The sequence below is a fragment of the Streptomyces sp. O3 genome (assembly GCF_054788135.1).
Genome location: NZ_JBTVYK010000003.1, coordinates 72,217 through 86,497 on the forward strand (window position 1 = coordinate 72,217; position 14,281 = coordinate 86,497).

A 14,281-nucleotide genomic window follows, 5' to 3' on the forward strand; every position below is an offset into this window, starting at 1 on the left:
TCTGTGACCGCTGGGGCCGGGGAGGTCAGGAAGCAGCGGCGCGGAGCCGCTCCAGGGCTTGCTCGGCGGTGCCATGGGCGAGGATCATCGCGTGCACCCAGCGCTCGACGCCGAAGGCGACGCAGGAGCTGTACGCGGGCCCGTGGGATCCGGCGCGGATGCCGAGCCGCTCGCCGAAGAAGTTGCGGTGCCGGTTGACGGAGGCGATGGCGGTTCCGTCGGGGGCTCTGTACTCGTACTTCACCGGATCCAGCGCCATCAGGCGCGCCCGCGATCCCCCGTTGTCGTAGAACGGGTCGTCGGCCGCCTCCCGAGCCAGGGTCAGCCCCAGCCGCCCGGCCGCCTCCTGGATGAACTCCCCGCCGTTTTCCTGGTGTTCGGTGGCACCGTCCCTGGTGCCGAGGTAGATCACCTCACGCATATGGAACCCCCACAGGCGGCGCAGGCCGTCGTAGTGGGTCTCGTTGCGGAAGCAGCGGCCGACCGCCGAGAGCCGCAGCCCGTCCTCGCCGACGTCCCCTCCTTCCAGGGAGAGCAGGAGGCCGTAGCAGGTCGCGGACGGCAGCACGTGGCCGGTCGGGTGCAGCGGGAGGTCCCGCGGTGAGCCTCCGGAGGCCAGGCCGTCGAGCGATTCCGGGTCGAACCGCCCAGCAGAGACGCCGAGATGGGGAAAGTTGCGGAAGAAGTCCAGCCGTGCCAGTCCGTCGGCGGACAGCAGGGGCGGCCCGACGACCTCAGAAGCGGAGAGCCGAGTGGCCAGGCCGGTCAGCAGTTCGTCCAGGCCCCGCAGCAGAGTGGTGCGGACCGGGTCCAGCGTGATCAGCCCGGCACCGGGGCTCTTCAGTTCGATACCCGGCAGGTCCGTGATGCTGGTTGTGTTCATGAAACCGCGTCTTTCTGGGTTGGGCCGACCGTCTGGACACCCACCGGATGCACGGACCGCGACGCCTTGGGGTCGGCGGTCCTCAAGAGGGCCGTCACCGGCCGGAGCGCAGGCGGGTAAACGGGTTGACAGCCCGTCAGAACCCGACCGCACCCTTGGACACTAGGTCCGCTACTCACTTGTTGTCTAGACCAAAAATGCCGAACGACGGGTATCAGTTCAGTGACCGTCAGGCACGGAACGGCATCCCGTATCGCCATATGCGCCGGGCCCTTGACAGCCCAGGTGGTCTGGACCAATCCTGCTGACCTACGTAGTCGCGGCTCTTCCCACCACGGCACCGCCATCCGTCCCGCCGTCGGCCCCGCCTGCACCGAGCGGCGTCGGATGTCCCGTACTTCAGCGCGGACGGCGAGGTCTACCTCGCGCAGACCGCTCTGCGGGAACTCGACAAGTCGCGTCCGCTGCGGGTGCTGTCCGAGGAGGACTTCGCCCACTGGCAGACCTACGGCTATGTCATCGTCCGGGAAGCGGTTCCGGCGTCGGCGGCACGTCAACTGCTGGACTTCACCTGGAACTTCCAGGGGCTGGACCCTGAGCGGCCGGAAACCTGGTACGAGGACCGGCCGCTGCGCTCCGAGCTGGACCGGCAGTTGCACATCTACGGCTTCGTGGAGGCGTACCACCACCAGCTGCTCTGGGACAACCGGCAGTCGCAGCGGGTGTACGACGCCTTCGTCGACGTATGGGACTGCGAGGAGCTGTGGGTCACCCTGGACCGGCTCAACCTGAATCCGCCGAACCGGGGCAACCGTGACCGCGCCCTGATCGAGCCGACGGACCGGGGCTTCGACATCGAACTCCACTGGGACATCGACACCACGCTCGCCGTCCCACCGCAGCGGGTGCAGGGCATCATCGCGCTCAACGACACCCAGATGGAGACGGGCGGCTTCCAGTGCTGCCCGGAGCTGTTCCGGCAGTTCGACATCTGGAAGACGGGCCAACCCGCGGACCGGGACCCTCTGCGCCCGGACATCGACCGGGACGAACTCCCCGTCGTACGACCGGATCTGCGGCCCGGCGACCTGCTCATCTGGAACGGTCTGCTGGCCCACGGAGTGGCGCGCAACCTCTCCGAGAACGGGGTGCGGGCCGTGCAGTACCTGTCGATGATGCCCGCGCTGGAGGAGCACGAGCGGCTGCGCAGGTCCCGTGTGGAGTCCTGGCGCCACCTGCGCACCCCACGCTGGAACCGCACCCTGGTCGGCGACCCGGTGCGGCCCGAGTACCAGCGCTATCCCACGGCCGACCTGAACCCGCTGGGCAGCCGACTGCTGGGGCTCGCCTCGTGGCAGGACCCGGTCGAGGACACAGCACCCTCCACGCGGGGTGCCGACGAGGCGCCGTCCGCCGCGCAGAACGGGGAGCCTTCGTGCGTCGCGTCTGTCTGACCCTGCCTACCCACCGCGCCTGCGCCGGCACCATCGTGGCGATCGGCGAGGAAGCGGCCTACGGCGCCCGGAAGTTCGACGTCGAGGTGCATCTGCTCGTCCTGGACTCCTCCCCCGCGCCGGTGCTCGCCCGGCACCGGCAGGTGGTGGCGGCACTGCCCACGTCCCCCGGTGTGACCGTCCACCACCTGGACGAGGACGAGCAGCGTGCCTTCCTGCGCGAGGTGACCGGCCGGTCCGGCGGGGCTCCGCAGGACCGGCTGCTGGAACTGATGCTGCCGTCCCGCGTCTCCTACGGCGCCTGCACCAACCGGGCGTTCCTCGTCGCCCAGGCCCTCGGCTGCGCGTCCGTCCACCGCCGGGACTCCGACAGCCGCTACCAGTATCTCGACGGCGAACCGGTCTTCCCCCTCCACCAGGAACTCACCTACCTGGGGCAACGGGCGGATGACGTACGGGAGTCAGCGACCCGGAGCCTGCTCGCACCGGGATCCGGCGACCGGCGCGTGGCGATCACCGGCGGCTCCTTCGTGGGCGAGATGTCCGTGGACGTCGCGGAGATCCGCGAGCTGGCCCCGGACATCTATCGCGAGTTGGCCGGCCTGTCGATACCCGAGGGATTCCCGGAGATCTGGCGCGGACATCTGATCGACGCATCCTTCCGGGGTGCCGGGGACGAGGCATTCAGTGGCGACCGCACCACCCTCTCCCCCATCAGCCCGATGCACGTGGACATGTGCAACATCGGACTCGCCCACGAGGTCTACCGCAGAGTCCCGCTGCCGCCCGCCGCAGACACCATCGGCACCGACTACTTTCTGACCCACCTCGTCCACGACGCCCGGCTGCCCGGCGTCCAGCACAACCGGCACATCGTCAACTTCCATACCCCGGAACGGCGTACGGACGCCGGGTTCCTCGGGTACCAGCTGCGCTTCGCGAAGTTCCTGCTGTCGAAGACGTACCTCAACGCCGTGTACGCGAGGACGGCGGCGGCCGGCGAGTCGCTGCTCGACGCCGAGGGACACATCCGGGCCTCCATGGTCGCCGGTTTCGTCCGGGACAGCGTCGGCCTCGACCGAGCCGAGAACGTACGCCGCCTGGACGTCATCGACCGTGCGTACCGGCAGCTCGGGGGCCGTTACACGGCGGTCGCGGACACGCTCGCCGACCGCCGCTCCCGGCTCCTGGACGAGGCACGGGACGACATGGCCGACTTCGCGCTCCTGATGGACCACTGGGAGTCGCTGGCCCGTGCCAGCGCCGAAGTGGACCTGGGGAGTGTCTTGCCGTTCGCGGCCGGACACCGCCTGACCGTGAACCGATGACCTCCGCCGTCGGCAAGGACACCATGCACCCGAATCCCCCACGCACCAGCACGGTCACCGTCGCCTACGCGGGCGGTGAAGAGCGCCGCGGCCCTCTCACCATGGGCCAGGCCAACATGATCCGCTGCATTCTGCGGGACGACCCCGAGCACATCAACAACCACGATGTGTGGGCGATCCCTCCGGGTACCTGCCTGGACTCGGCCGTCGACGCCCTGCGCACCCTGGCCCTGCGCCACGAAGGGCTGCGCACCACGTTTCCGGGCAAGCCGGGGGCCGCGCCCGTGGAACAGGTGGTGGCGGCCGAGGGCACCTTCACGGTGACCGTCGTCGAGCACACAGAGTTCCCCGCAGAGTCCGCCCGGTACGCCGAATCGGTGGCGCGGGCCGCCCGCGCCGGCCGCTTCGCCCTCGACCGGGAGTTCCCCCTGCGGATCTCGCTGCTCACCCTCGACGGTGCACCCGTCCACGCCGCCCTGGCATCCAGCCACGCGGTGACCGACGGCAGTGCGCTGGCCGTCCTGCGGGAGGAGTTCCTCGCCCTGCTGGCAGGTGAGGAACTACCCGCCCCGGCTTCCTTCTCCCCGCTCGACCTGGCCGCCGAGGAGGCCTCGTCCACCGGAAAGCGGAAGTCGGAGGCGTCCCTGCGGTACTGGGAGCGGATCATCCGCACCGAGCCGCAGGAAATGTTCGCCGAGCCGCGTGCGGCTGGTGCGGACGGCCGGGCCCGGCAGCTCACCCTCCGGTCCCGGCGCGGCGCACGGGCCCTCGCCGCAGCGGCCGGACGCACCGGGAACCCGGAGGCCACCGTGCTGCTCGCGGCCTGGTGCGCACTGGTCGCCCACCGGGCCGGTCAGGACTCCTGCGTCACGGCCGTGCCGACCTCAAACCGGTTCCACCCCAGCACCGCCCGCTCGGTGAACACTCTCTCCCAGGACGCGCTGCTCTGCCTGGGCGTGCGAGTCCCGTCCTTCGACACCCTGGTCCGCAAAACCTGGGGCGCGGCCCTCAACGCCTACCGGCACAGCCAGTTCGACTCCGTACGCCTGTGGGAAATGATCGGCCGGGTCACCGAGGAGCGCGGCAGCCACTTCGCGCGGGACGTGGTCTTCAACGACGTCAGCGCGCTTCCCGCCACCCTCCTCTCGGCGCCACCGCAGGACAGCGGCGCCGCCGAACTGGAGCTGACCTGGGGCCCGTTCCAGGCGCTGCCGACGCGGATGCTGGCGTTCACGTACGAGACGGCGCCCCAGCTCCACATCTCCCTGTGGGCCGACCCCGCGCTGTTCACCACGCAGGAGGCGGAGGGCTTCCTGACCGGTTTGGTGCAGCTGCTGGAGGCGGCCGCCGACGGGGACGTGCCGCTGGACTCGCTCGGCGAGGTGACGGGCATCAGGCCGGCCGAGCGCGGCCCCGGCTGGACGCGGGTGGACGGCTGTTGGGTGTCGCCGACCGCCGTGCGGGACGCGCTGGGATCGGCGGTGGGCGGGCTGCCCGTGCACATCGAGGTGGAAGCCGGTGGGGACAGTTCGCCTCCCGGCCTCACCGCGTACATCGCCGTCGGTGACGCCGCCCTGACACCGGTCGGAGCCCACGAGGCGCTGATGGCCGAGGTTCCCGCCCACGGCGGTACAGGCGTCATCACACCCCGCCGCTATGTGCTCGTCGAGAGCCCGCCTGACCAGGCGGACCGGAGCGACGCGTGGCGTCGGCAGATCATCGAGGAAGGGACCGGCAGGAGCCGGCGGGTGCGACATGAGCGTTGACGACAGCACCCGCCAGAAGCCCGAGCTGCCGCCCAGCCCCTGGCGGTCGGGCCGGTTCCGGCTGTTCTTCACGGCCCGCAGTGCGTCGCTGCTGGCCGACGGCATGCTGATGGTCTCCCTCACGGCGGCGGTGCTGGGAGCGGGCCACGGTGCGAGCGGCGTCGGGTACGCGCTGGCCGCGTGGATGACCCCGATCGTCCTTCTGGTGTTGTTCGGCGGGGTGCTGGCCGACCGGTTCACCCCTCAGTTGATGATGATCTGCGCCGACCTGGTGCGGATGCTGGCCATGGTGACGCTGGGCGGGCTGCTCTTCTTCTCGGACGGCGTCCCGCTGTGGCAGATCATGGCGCTGATGGCGCTCAGCGGCGCCGCGTCCGCGATGTTCCAGCCCGGAATGGCGAGCATGGTCCCCCGGGTCGCCGAGGACATCCAGAAGGCCAACGCGCTGCTGCGGATCTCCGAGGCCCTGAGCACCCTGCTGGGCCCGGGCCTGGCGGGCATCCTGGTCGCGTACTGGCAGGTCTCCGGCTCGTACCTGGTCATCGCGGCGGCGTACGCGCTCAGCGCGGCGGTCCTGATGCCGCTGCGGAAGCTGCCCACCGTGCGCGACGAGGGCGACGCCCCGATGTGGCGAAGGCTCGCGACGGGCTGGCAGGAGTTCCGGTCCCGCCAGTGGCTGTGGAGCGTCATCGCGGTCTGGTCCGTCTACGGCCTGTTCGTGTTCGGCCCCGCGCTGCCGCTGGGCGCGACGCTGATGATCGAGCAGCACGGGGCGAGCGGGTACGGCTGGATCGCATCGGCGGACGGCGCGGGCACGATCATCGGCGGCCTGATCGGCATGCGGGTCCGCCCTCGACGTCCTCTCGTGGCGGGCGCCCTCGCCATGCTCTGCTTCGCCCTCAACCCCCTGGCACCGGCCCTCGAATGGTCCTTCGCGGCCACGGCCGTCGCCCATGTCATCGCAGGCTACGGCTTCGCGTTCTGGGGGGTGATGTGGGCGACCAGCGTCCAGTCGCACATCCCGCTGACGGTCCTGAGCCGCGTCTCCGCGTACGACGTCGCCGGCTCCATCATGGTCATCCCGCTCGGCCGCGCCCTGGCGGGCCCGGCAGCCGACACGTTCGGCGCGAACGAAGTGCTGATCTTCTCGTCGGTCATGTCGTTCGTCCTGCTGGCCGTCATGCTCAGCGCGCCGGCGATCCGCGCGCTGCGCAGGGCGCCGGAGGGCATGCCGCGAACGGCGGACAGCGAACCGGCGGCCTGACGCGTACCACCGGGGCGCGTCGTACCGGGCATAGCCGGTACGACGTACTGCGGCCGCTTTGCAGTGACGGCACGGCCAGCCAGCGGCCCGACGGGAACGAGCAGGACATCGTGCGACCACCGCACTCGGGACGGCCGGGATGATCAGGCAGCGAGTCCTGGCCTCCCTGCTCCCGCCCGACGGCCACGAGTCACGACGACGTCGGCCTTCAAGACCACGACCGGGTCTTGAAGGCCGACGTCACGCGCGCCCCCGAATTCGCCGACAGCATCGGCCGAAGCCTGACGGGGCGCTTGTGCGAGGCTCTGGTGCGACGGCCGTTGGCAACGGGTCAGCGACCAGATCCTCCGGCATCCGAGCCGATCAGCTCATCAACCGACGAGTTGGCGCAGCACGTACTGCATGATGCCGCCGTTGCGGTAGTAGTCGGCCTCGCCGGGGGTGTCGATGCGGACGACCGCGTCGAAGTCACGGCGTACATTGTCGGCTTCGCCGGGGGCGGTGTCGGTGGTGACCTTGACCGTGGACGGCGTGGTGCCGTTGTTCAGCTCGGTCACGCCGGTGATGCTGAACGTCTCCTCGCCGGTGAGCCCGAGGGACTCGGCCGTCACGCCCGCCGGGAACTGCAGCGGGAGGACGCCCATGCCGATGAGGTTCGAGCGGTGGATGCGCTCGTAGGACTCGGCGATGACGGCCTTGACGCCGAGCAGCGCGGTGCCCTTGGCGGCCCAGTCGCGGGACGAGCCGGAGCCGTACTCCTTGCCCGCGAGGACGACCAGCGGGATGCCCTGGTCGATGTAGTTGCGCGAGGCGTCGTAGATGAACGACACCGGCGCGTCGGCCTGGGTGAAGTCGCGGGTGAAGCCGCCCTCGGTGCCCGGCGCGATCTGGTTGCGCAGGCGGATGTTGGCGAACGTGCCGCGGATCATGACCTCGTGGTTGCCGCGGCGCGAGCCGTAGCTGTTGAAGTCGCGGCGCTGCACGCCGTGCTCCGTGAGGTACTGACCGGCCGGGGTGTCGGCCTTGATCGCGCCCGCCGGGGAGATGTGGTCGGTGGTGACCGAGTCGCCCAGCTTGGCCAGCACGCGCGCACCGGCGATGTCGGAGACCGGGGTGGTCTCCATCGTCATGCCCTCGAAGTAGGGGGGCTTGCGGACGTACGTCGACTCGGCGTCCCACTCGAAGGTGTTGCCGGTCGGGATCGGCAGCGCCTGCCACTGGGCGTCGCCCGCGAAGACGTCCTGGTAGGACTTGGAGAACATGTCCTCGCCGATGGCGTTCGCCACGACGTCGTTCACCTCGGCCTCGGACGGCCAGATGTCCTTCAGGAAGACCGGGTTGCCCTCGGTGTCGGTGCCCAGCGCCTCGGTGGTGATGTCCACCTTCATGGAGCCCGCGATGGCGTACGCGACGACCAGCGGCGGGGACGCCAGGTAGTTCATCTTGACGTCGGGGTTGATCCGGCCCTCGAAGTTGCGGTTGCCGGAGAGCACCGAGGTCACGGCCAGGTCGTGGTCGTTGACGGCCTTGGAGACCTCGTCCGGCAGCGGGCCGGAGTTGCCGATGCAGGTGGTGCAGCCGTAGCCGACGAGGTTGAAGCCGACCTTGTCGAGGTAGGGGGTGAGCCCCGCCTTGTCGAAGTAGTCGGTGACGACCTTGGAGCCCGGAGCGAGGGTGGTCTTGACCCACGGCTTGCGGGTCAGGCCCTTCTCGACCGCCTTCTTGGCCACCAGCGCGGCGGCGACCATGACGTACGGGTTCGAGGTGTTGGTGCAGGAGGTGATGGCCGCGACGGTCACCGCGCCGTGGTCGATCTCGTACGTCGTGCCGTCGGGGGCGGTGACGGTGGTCGGGCGCGACGGCACGCCGTTGGAGGCGGCCGGGGAGTCGGAGGCCGGGAAAGACTCCTTGCCCGCCTCGTCGTCGTCCTCGACGTAGTTGCGTACGTCCTGCGCGAACTGCTGCTTGGCGTTGGCGAGGACGATGCGGTCCTGCGGGCGCTTGGGACCGGCGATCGACGGGACGACCGTGGCCAGGTCCAGCTCCAGCTTCTCGGAGAAGTCGGGCTCGGCGGCCGGGTCCAGCCAGAGGCCCTGCTCCTTGGCGTACGCCTCGACCAGCGCGACCTGCTGCTCGTCGCGGCCGGTCAGGCGCAGGTACTTCAGCGTCTCGTCGTCGATCGGGAAGATCGCGGCGGTGGAGCCGAACTCCGGCGACATGTTGCCGATGGTGGCGCGGTTGGCGAGGCTGGTGGCGGCCACGCCCTCGCCGTAGAACTCGACGAACTTGCCGACGACGCCGTGCTTGCGCAGCATCTCGGTGATGGTGAGGACGAGGTCTGTGGCCGTGGTACCCGGCTTCAGCTCACCGGTCAGCTTGAAGCCGACGACGCGCGGGATGAGCATCGAGACCGGCTGGCCGAGCATCGCGGCCTCGGCCTCGATGCCGCCGACGCCCCAGCCGAGCACGCCGAGACCGTTGACCATGGTGGTGTGCGAGTCGGTGCCGACGAGCGTGTCGGGGTACGCCTGGCCGTTACGGACCATGACCGTGCGCGCCAGGTGCTCGATGTTGACCTGGTGGACGATGCCGGTGCCCGGCGGGACGACCTTGAACTCGTCGAACGCGGTCTGGCCCCAGCGCAGGAACTGGTAGCGCTCGCGGTTGCGGCCGTACTCCAGCTCGACGTTCTGGCCGAAGGCGTCCTTGGTGCCGAACTTGTCGGCGATCACGGAGTGGTCGATGACCAGCTCGGCCGGGGCCAGCGGGTTGATCTTCGCCGGGTCGCCGCCGAGCTCCTTGACGGCCTCGCGCATGGTGGCGAGGTCCACGACGCAGGGCACGCCGGTGAAGTCCTGCATGATCACGCGGGCCGGCGTGAACTGGATCTCCTGGGCGGGCTGGGCCTGGGAGTCCCAGCCGCCGAGCGCCCGGATGTGGTCGGCGGTGATGTTCGCGCCGTCCTCGGTGCGGAGCAGGTTCTCCAGCAGCACCTTCAGGCTGTAGGGAAGGCGTGCGGCGCCCTCGACCTTGTCCAGCCTGAAGATCTCGTACGACTCGTCGCCCACGCGCAGCGTGGCGCGGGCGTCGAAGCTGTTCGCCGACACGACAGTCTCCTTCATTTATGTGCGCGTACCACCGCATCCTGCCGCCACGCCTTGCCGCCGATCCGCTAAGGTAAGGCTTAGTTAGGTAACCCTTACCGTCAGACTCGATGCTGGCGTGCGGTCGCGGTGCGCCTCGGCAGATATCTCGATGTCGAGATAACTCTAGTACATCGCGGCCGCTGGGTCATGCCCCGACCCGGCCGACCCGGCCGGAAACGCCACTCGCCCGCCGATCCTGACCTCGCTCACCGGAGTCCGATTTGGCCAGAGGCAACCCTATTTGACCCTCCGCCACCCTTATGCCACCCCCAGCGCGTCCGCATCTCATATCTGAGATAGCCTGCCGCCATGTCAGATGACTACCTCGTACGCATCGGCAAGCTCATCCGTGACGCCCGGCAACACCGGGGCTGGACACAGTCGCAGCTCGCCGAGGCACTCGCCACAAGTCAGAGTGCCGTGAACCGCATTGAGCGCGGGAACCAAAACATCAGTCTTGAGATGATCGCTCGAATTGGTGAAGCTCTGGACAGCGAGATCGTCTCTCTGGGCTACGCCGGGCCGATGCACCTGCGCGTGGTCGGCGGCCGCCGCCTGTCCGGCGCCATCGACGTCAAGACGAGCAAGAACGCCTGTGTGGCGCTGCTCTGCGCCTCGCTGCTGAACAAGGGGCGCACCGTGCTGCGCCGGGTGGCCCGCATCGAGGAGGTCTTCCGCATCCTGGAGGTGCTGAACTCCATCGGCGTACGCACCCGCTGGATCAACGACGGCGGCGATCTGGAGATCGTCCCGCCCGCCGAGCTCGACCTGGACGCCATCGACACGGAGGCCGCGCGCCGCACCCGGTCGATCATCATGTTCCTGGGCCCGCTGCTGCACCGCATGGACCGCTTCAAGCTCCCGTACGCGGGCGGCTGCGATCTCGGCACCCGGACCATCGAGCCGCACATGATCGCGCTGCGCCGGTTCGGCCTGGACATCACGGCCACCGAGGGGATCTACCACGCCGAGGTGCGGCGCACGGCCCCGGACCGGCCGATCGTGCTGACCGAGCGCGGCGACACGGTGACCGAGAACGCGCTGCTCGCCGCCGCCCGGCACGACGGGGTGACCGTCATCCGCAACGCGTCGTCCAACTACATGGTCCAGGACCTGTGCTTCTTCCTGGAGGCGCTCGGGGTCCGGGTCGACGGCGTCGGCACCACCACGCTCACCGTGCACGGCGTGCCGGAGATCGACACGGACGTCGACTACTCGCCGTCCGAGGACCCGGTCGAGGCGATGAGCCTGATCGCCGCCGCGGTGGTCACCGAGTCCGAACTCACCATCCGCCGGGTACCGATCGAGTTCATGGAGATCGAGCTGGCGGTGCTGGAGGAGATGGGTCTCAACCAGGACCGCTCCCCCGAGTACGCGGCCGACAACGGCCGTACCCGGCTGGTGGACGTGACCGTACGCCCCTCCAAACTGGAGGCGCCGATCGACAAGATCCACCCGATGCCGTTCCCCGGCCTGAACATCGACAACGTGCCGTTCTTCGCGGCGATCGCGGCAGTGGCCCAGGGCAAGACCCTGATCCACGACTGGGTGTACGACAACCGCGCCATCTACCTGACCGACCTCAACCGGCTCGGCGGCAGGCTGCAACTCCTGGACCCGCACCGGGTGCTGGTCGAGGGCCCGACCCGCTGGCGGGCGTCGGAGATGATGTGCCCGCCCGCGCTGCGGCCCGCGGTGGTCGTCCTGCTGGGCATGATGGCGGCGGAGGGCACGTCCGTGCTGCGCAACGTGTACGTCATCAACCGCGGGTACGAGGACCTGGCCGAGCGGCTCAACTCGGTGGGCGCGCAGATCGAGACATTCCGCGACATCTGATGCGCGGATGCCGCCGCACCCCTTTCTGACTTGCGCCGCAGCGGGCCAGAAGGGGGTACGGCGAAAGCTCTGGGACTTGTCTGAGACTCGGCCCCGCTGCCGAAGCGGCCTGAGAACGGCGGAGCACGCGGCGGCCAGCCCTGTGGCGTCAGCGAGATCCACCAGCGACCGTGCCCCGGCATGACCAATCACCCCCGAACCATCGGCAGTGGGGCACTGGGTGCGTAGCCTCCTCTAAGATCGGATGCGTTGCGCGATCCAGGAGCAGGAGTCTGAACAACGTTGACAGATAAGCGAGTTGTCATCGTGACCGGCGGCGGTACGGGCGTGGGGGAAGCCACCGCCAGACTGCTGCGTGAGAGCGGGCACCACGTAGTCATCACCGGTCGGCGGTCCGAACCGTTGCGGCGCCTCGAACGGGAAACTGGAGTACTGGCATATCCCTCTGATGTAGGCGCCCCCGATGCTGCCGACGGTCTCGTGCGCACGACCCTGGCCGCCCATGGGCGACTCGACGGGCTCGTGCTTAACGCGGGCATCGGACGCGGCGGAACCGTCGGAGATCTGTCGTTGGACGACTGGGACGACGTGATGCGCACCAACCTCACCGGTCCGCTGATGCTTCTGCGCGCGGCGATACCGCACTTGTTGGAGGCGCATGGGTCGGTGGTCGCTGTCGCCTCGGTGTCCGCACTGCGCAACGGCGCGAGCAACGTCCCGTATGCCACGTCCAAGGCAGCCCTGCTTCAGCTTTGCCGCTCAGTCGCCGTCGACTACGGGCGTCAGGGGGTGCGCGCCAATATCGTGTGTCCCAGCTGGGTACGAAGCGAGATGGCCGACCGCCGCATGGCGCGTTTCGCCGAGGAGACAGACCTGCCGGAAGGCGGCGCCGAGTCCGCCTACGAGGAGGCGACCAGGCTTCTGCCCTTGGGTCGGCCCGCCGAGCCATGTGAAGTCGCGGAGGCGATCAGCTGGCTGCTTTCCCCGGCAGCGTCGTACGTCAATGGCGCAGTACTCACGGTTGACGGTGGCGCGACGGCGCTTGATCCCGGAACCCTCGCCTTCGATTTCCAAGTCGCCCCACGCGACGGTGTGGAACGCTGATCCGCCCGAGTCAACTACCCGGCGCGGCGTCCCGCTGCTCAGCGTGGCCAACTCCGTTCCTGGGGCACGCCGCAGGACGCTGACCGGAGCGGTGTACGGCCTCGTGTCAGGTGCGAGCGCGCCTGAGCCTATGCGGGCAGCGCGGGGAACACGACCACCGAGCCGTCCTTGTCGCGGGCGATCTCAACCGCCATGTCCGTCGTGCGGCTGTTGACCATGACGCCGTCGCCCAGCTTGCGAATCCGGTTCGCCGCGCGCAGCAGGCGATCGACGTCACCGATGTGCATCAGGGGCACCAAGCTGGACGAGCGGGTCAGCTCCAACGACGACAAACGCTCCAGGACACCGGCGATGCCCGACTCCAGTTCGTCGAGGCGCTGCTGATCGCATTTGAGGGCGCGGGTGAAGTTCTCGAACGGATTGCCAGGCTCGCTCTGTGCGCGCTCGACTGCCTGTAGGACGACCACTCGCCGCATCATCGCGATGGCCAAGGAAGCGAGTTCGAGGTGGGTGTGGAACGTGCCGCCGTCGTCGTCGACGCCGGGGAACGACTTGGTCAAGGTGCCGAGTTCGGCCGCCTTGCCCTCGGGCAGCCTGTCGAGCGCGCTCTGCCATCGGGCAAGGCGGCCGTTGGCCTTGCTCAGCGCCGTGTCGATGGCATGCACCGCCGAGTCGAGTCCCAGCGAGACACCGAGTTTGCCCTGGTCGAGCAGAATGGCGGTGGCTTTGTCGATGGCGTTGCGGCAGGCGTCAAGTTCGCTGCGCTCGTCGTCGAGCTTGTCCTCCTGAAGCTGCTCCAGCAGTTCCGTGATGTGCTCGATGGCCTGCTGGCGCCTGCGATCGGCATGCGCGCTCACCCCCACTGCCACGGCCATGAGCACGAGCGGAGCGGCCACGGTGAGCGCCGTGCCGCCGGCTGCCGCGGCACCGGCGGTCGCACCGGCTCCGCCGACCGTACCCGCCGCCGCTCCTCCGACTGGCACGAACCTCGCTTTGGAGGCGATCCTGCCCGTCGAGTTCACGAGCTCGCCGAAGATGCCACCGGCCGCCCCCTTCGAGGTCATGGGCCGAACGAGGCCCTGCCCGAACTGGGCGGCGACTTTCGCCGGGACCACCATGCGATACAGATTCTCGCCAGAAGCGGTTGCTCTGGCCGTCGTCAGGGAGGTTCGCGCCGATTGTGCGATGAACTGTGACAGGTACTGCGCCAGGGGACTCGCGGCATCGAGCGGGATGCCACGGCTGCGGTCGATCTTGTCGGGCAGCGGATGCACCTCAAGTGTGAGGATCGGCTCGTCAGCCAGAACGGCCAGCACTCCGCGCAGTTCAGCTAGGCGCTCAGCCGTCATCGACTCTCCCGCGGTCAACCCTGGCACTCGGACGTCAGCGGTCGCCAGCGTCCACACAGGCACGGTCGCCTTGCGGTCGTCAGTCATCGTCCCCTCCTTGTTTTCCGGCAACAGCCTACGGCTGTCACGCCGACTGACCGACGGCTGGCCG

The 14,281-nt window shown here is 69.2% G+C and carries 9 protein-coding genes; 6 read left to right on the forward strand and 3 right to left on the reverse strand.

Annotated features, from left to right (window positions below; translation table 11 throughout):
* Positions 1 to 25: 25 nt before the first annotated feature.
* Complete coding sequence (locus tag ACX6XY_RS02830; protein ID WP_460325918.1) at positions 26 to 883, reverse strand: class-II aminoacyl-tRNA synthetase family protein; 858 nt, start codon at positions 881 to 883, stop codon at positions 26 to 28.
* Between the two features lie 368 nt (positions 884 to 1,251).
* Here ACX6XY_RS02830 and ACX6XY_RS02835 point away from each other — a divergent pair, with 368 nt between their 5' ends.
* Genes ACX6XY_RS02835 through ACX6XY_RS02850 form a run of 4 tightly spaced genes read left to right on the forward strand, consistent with a single transcriptional unit; the run spans position 1,252 to position 6,695 of the window.
* The gene (locus tag ACX6XY_RS02835; protein WP_460326123.1) at positions 1,252 to 2,337 is read left to right on the forward strand and encodes a phytanoyl-CoA dioxygenase family protein; all 1,086 of its coding nucleotides are present in this window, start codon (positions 1,252 to 1,254) and stop codon (positions 2,335 to 2,337) included.
* Positions 2,319 to 3,665 carry a DUF6271 family protein gene (locus ACX6XY_RS02840; protein ID WP_460325920.1) on the forward strand — a complete coding sequence of 449 codons (1,347 nt, stop codon included), beginning with the start codon at positions 2,319 to 2,321 and terminating at the stop codon, positions 3,663 to 3,665. Before ACX6XY_RS02835 ends, ACX6XY_RS02840 begins: the two co-directional genes overlap by 19 nt.
* Complete coding sequence (locus ACX6XY_RS02845; protein WP_460325922.1) at positions 3,662 to 5,431, forward strand: condensation domain-containing protein; 1,770 nt, start codon at positions 3,662 to 3,664, stop codon at positions 5,429 to 5,431. Before ACX6XY_RS02840 ends, ACX6XY_RS02845 begins: the two co-directional genes overlap by 4 nt.
* The gene (locus tag ACX6XY_RS02850; RefSeq protein WP_460325924.1) at positions 5,421 to 6,695 is read left to right on the forward strand and encodes an MFS transporter; all 1,275 of its coding nucleotides are present in this window, start codon (positions 5,421 to 5,423) and stop codon (positions 6,693 to 6,695) included. The genes ACX6XY_RS02845 and ACX6XY_RS02850 overlap by 11 nt, the downstream gene beginning before the upstream one ends.
* 371 nt (positions 6,696 to 7,066) lie before the next feature.
* Here ACX6XY_RS02850 and acnA read toward each other — a convergent pair whose 3' ends face one another.
* Positions 7,067 to 9,802: an aconitate hydratase AcnA gene (acnA, locus tag ACX6XY_RS02855; RefSeq protein ID WP_460325926.1), complete on the reverse strand. Its 2,736-nt coding sequence runs from the start codon at positions 9,800 to 9,802 to the stop codon at positions 7,067 to 7,069.
* A gap of 348 nt (positions 9,803 to 10,150) precedes the next feature.
* Here acnA and ACX6XY_RS02860 point away from each other — a divergent pair, with 348 nt between their 5' ends.
* Both ACX6XY_RS02860 and ACX6XY_RS02865 read left to right on the forward strand, forming a co-directional pair.
* A complete protein-coding gene (locus ACX6XY_RS02860) occupies positions 10,151 to 11,677 on the forward strand; it encodes a helix-turn-helix domain-containing protein (protein ID WP_460325927.1) in 1,527 nt (508 codons plus the stop codon).
* 282 nt (positions 11,678 to 11,959) lie between these two features.
* A complete protein-coding gene (locus tag ACX6XY_RS02865) occupies positions 11,960 to 12,781 on the forward strand; it encodes an SDR family NAD(P)-dependent oxidoreductase (RefSeq protein WP_460325929.1) in 822 nt (273 codons plus the stop codon).
* 128 nt (positions 12,782 to 12,909) lie between these two features.
* Here the strand turns inward: ACX6XY_RS02865 and ACX6XY_RS02870 are convergent, their stop codons facing one another.
* The gene (locus ACX6XY_RS02870) at positions 12,910 to 14,217 is read right to left on the reverse strand and encodes a hypothetical protein (RefSeq protein WP_460325931.1); all 1,308 of its coding nucleotides are present in this window, start codon (positions 14,215 to 14,217) and stop codon (positions 12,910 to 12,912) included.
* Positions 14,218 to 14,281: the final 64 nt, after the last annotated feature.